Raw genomic sequence first — 227 nt, 5'->3', positions numbered from 1 at the left:
TTGCGGGGGCCGGATTTGAACCGACGACCTTCGGGTTATGAGCCCGACGAGCTACCAGGCTGCTCCACCCCGCGTCCGTCATTACTCTTCCATCGAGTAACGTTACTGCTTCTGATTTTAATTGGTTGCGGGGGCCAGATTTGAACTGACGACCTTCGGGTTATGAGCCCGACGAGCTACCAGGCTGCTCCACCCCGCGTCCGTGGATGCGCACTATACTCTGCTAA

2 tRNA genes are annotated in these 227 nt (G+C 57.3%); both read right to left on the bottom strand.

What is annotated here, in order from left to right:
- Positions 1-74, bottom strand: a tRNA-Met gene (locus OGX91_RS00180).
- Positions 75-122: 48 nt separating this feature from the next.
- A tRNA-Met gene (locus OGX91_RS00175) sits at positions 123-199 on the bottom strand.
- Positions 200-227 lie beyond the last annotated feature (28 nt).

This window comes from Citrobacter sp. Cpa228 (genome assembly GCF_030333085.1).
GTDB classification, from domain to species: Bacteria; Pseudomonadota; Gammaproteobacteria; order Enterobacterales; family Enterobacteriaceae; genus Citrobacter; species Citrobacter pasteurii.
The sequence above is the reverse complement of the archived record's forward strand: the minus strand, read 5'-3'. Positions and strand labels throughout refer to the sequence as shown.